This is a genomic window from Moorena sp. SIO3B2, from assembly GCF_010692525.1.
Lineage (GTDB): Bacteria > Cyanobacteriota > Cyanobacteriia > Cyanobacteriales > Coleofasciculaceae > Moorena > Moorena producens.
On the sequence record NZ_JAAHHE010000692.1, the window covers coordinates 1 to 2,241 of the forward strand.

Annotated in this window: 3 protein-coding genes and 1 tRNA gene; all 4 read right to left on the minus strand. The window is 44.0% G+C overall.

Annotated features, from left to right (window positions below; translation table 11 throughout):
* Nucleotides 1-148: 148 nt before the first annotated feature.
* The 4 genes from F6K38_RS39885 to F6K38_RS39900 all read right to left on the minus strand — a co-directional run bounded on the left by F6K38_RS39885 (nt 149) and on the right by F6K38_RS39900 (nt 2,232).
* Nucleotides 149-718 (minus strand): RNA-guided endonuclease InsQ/TnpB family protein, encoded by a 570-nt coding sequence (locus tag F6K38_RS39885; RefSeq protein ID WP_287253485.1) that lies wholly within the window; start codon nt 716-718, stop codon nt 149-151.
* Entirely contained in the window at nt 684-1,361 is a 678-nt protein-coding gene (locus tag F6K38_RS39890) for a hypothetical protein (protein ID WP_287253486.1), read from the minus strand. Before F6K38_RS39890 ends, F6K38_RS39885 begins: the two co-directional genes overlap by 35 nt.
* Complete coding sequence (locus F6K38_RS39895) at nt 1,321-1,926, minus strand: IS607 family transposase (RefSeq protein WP_287253488.1); 606 nt, start codon at nt 1,924-1,926, stop codon at nt 1,321-1,323. Before F6K38_RS39895 ends, F6K38_RS39890 begins: the two co-directional genes overlap by 41 nt.
* Before the next feature lie 224 nt (nt 1,927-2,150).
* A tRNA-Leu gene (locus tag F6K38_RS39900) sits at nt 2,151-2,232 on the minus strand.
* Nucleotides 2,233-2,241 lie beyond the last annotated feature (9 nt).

Consider the following 2,241-nt stretch of genomic DNA (forward strand, 5'->3'; position numbering starts at 1 on the left):
GAGAAGCGAAAAAATCACATACCGTTAGAACTACAGATGCTGCCTGGGACGGCCTAAAAGAGATGGCAGACAGGGCAGGTCTAACACTATCTGAGTATTTGGAAGCTTTGGGGAAGACTGGCTTACTGATACTTTTAACCGCGACATCTTAGACATTTAAGACATCTAGTACAACATCACCGACATGATAGGTTTTGGTGGTATCCCACATCGCCTTGAGGAAAATCCCCACGGCTCCATTGAAATCTCTATGGATTTCATACCCACATTTGGGACATTTAAAATTCTTGGATCCTCCAAGTTTCCTATGGATGTGTCCGCATTTTGTGCAGGTCTTTGAGGTGTATTCCTCAGTTATTCTCACGAGCTTGGAACCGTACCGGTTACACAAATGCCCTAAAGTCTGCGAGAATTGGTAGAATGCCCAACTCATCATCGCGCGAGCAGTTTTACTCCTTAACTTCCTTCTCTTTTTAGCTACCATCTGAGAAGTCTCAAAAGTAGGCATAACAATAATGTCGTAGTTTCTGGCTAGATAAGACGCTACTTGTTTATGAATCTCAGAACGCAGGTTTTTTATTCTAGTCCGTTGGCGTTCCATGGCTTTCCTAAGCTTGTAACGTAGCCTCTTGAATTTCCTCCCTTTGAGTTTGTCAAGCTTTGACTTTATTTGGTCGAGATGACTACAAAGCGTGGGCGTACTTGCTAAAATCACCATTTCCGAACTCTAAAAAATCCGAACCATCAAATCCTGTTACGAAAGTGCGGACGCCCGGATCTAAGGCAATAATTTTCTCGGTTATTGTTGGTTCAGTCCTTAGAGGCACAGGGAAGTGAGCAAACCACCTACCTTTGTTGAAGGTCAATTCAGTAGATCCCTTAGTCAGTACACAATAGTTGTGTCCCTTGAATTCTGGTAATGGTAGATGTTTTGTAGACGAAACCATCCAGTGGCCATTTTTATAGGCTGTAGGATCGAACTTTAGAGTAGCGGTTTGATCGCGAATACTCCTAAACCTGGCTAGTTTTCTTCCCCTGTCAGGGTTAAGTTTTCTTTTTTTACCAATACCAATGTACTGTGGCTCTTTTTTCGTCTCCTTCCAGGCGGTGTAAGCTTCCATTGACGCATTGTCTAAAAGTTTTGATATACCTAGATCAATGCACCATTGAGGAATTAATCCAGAACTTTTTAAAAAAGTCCTAAATCCGTGCTTCCCTCCCTTCTTGGTAGTCTTAACATAGCCTTGCTCTCTGTTTAGATAATCAATCGATATGTTGTATACCTTTCGAGAGGCTGCAACCCACTTCTTCCAGATCTTCTCAAGTTCCTTTACTGGATAAACTCGGTAACTCGCTGTCATCAAGGATTCGTTTTTTGTATTTCCTGAGTCCATAGAGTCGGCAACTAAAGACGTGGACGATTGCCAGGAGATCTTCGACCATTTCCTGTTCTGGGCTGAGGTGCGTTTCGTCGAGAACCAGTATCTTTGTCTCAAATTTGCCGCACAGCCATGAGATAAGATCGAACCCAAAGCGGCAAAGCCGATCTTTGTGGGCAACGACAATAAGCTCGCAAGTGTTGCTGAGAACTCTGTCCAGTAAGGATTGTAGTCCTTTTCTTTTGAAGTTGAGTCCTGACCCGATGTCAAAGATGACTTCACAACCGGGGTAACGAGACTTAAGAAAGCGTACTTGTTGTTCAAGGTCACTCTTTTGAGAGCGGCTTGAAACTCTGGCATATAAGATGATGTCTGTTTTTGGTTTGGCTGGTCGAATAGAGACAACTGAATCCAAGTCGTATCTTCTTTGACCTCCCGGCGTCTTGATCCCTTTGATTGTCCCTGCTTCGAGCCATCTTTCGAGAGTTCGAGTTGAAACTCCAAGTCTTTGAGCAGCGACTCTTGGTGGAACATAGTTGACTGACATCGTTCTCCAAAGAGCTACTCTTTAAGTCTAAGGCAAGATGTCGGTTAATGTTACGCTTTGTCAGGAGTTTTATTGATCAGGACTCAACTCCCTTAAATACTTGAGGGGAAATTCATCCCTGGAGACGAAACCTAAGGAGAGTGGAGCCTTTATGGTTAGTTAGCTATGCATAAAAGAGGTGCGACCCGTGGCGAATTAAATTCGCCACGGGTCGCACCTTTAGATGCGGACGAAAGGACTTGAACCTTCACGTCTTGCGACACTAGAACCTAAATCTAGCGCGTCTACCAATTCCGCCACGTCCGCTTACCTTGA

Bases quoted from the DNA above. Each gene is read 5' to 3' on its own strand.
- F6K38_RS39890 (WP_287253486.1), bottom strand. From the start codon at position 1,361: ATGACAGCGAGTTACCGAGTTTATCCAGTAAAGGAACTTGAGAAGATC.
- F6K38_RS39895 (WP_287253488.1), bottom strand. From the start codon at position 1,926: ATGTCAGTCAACTATGTTCCACCAAGAGTCGCTGCTCAAAGACTTGGA.
- F6K38_RS39885 (WP_287253485.1), bottom strand. From the start codon at position 718: ATGGTGATTTTAGCAAGTACGCCCACGCTTTGTAGTCATCTCGACCAA.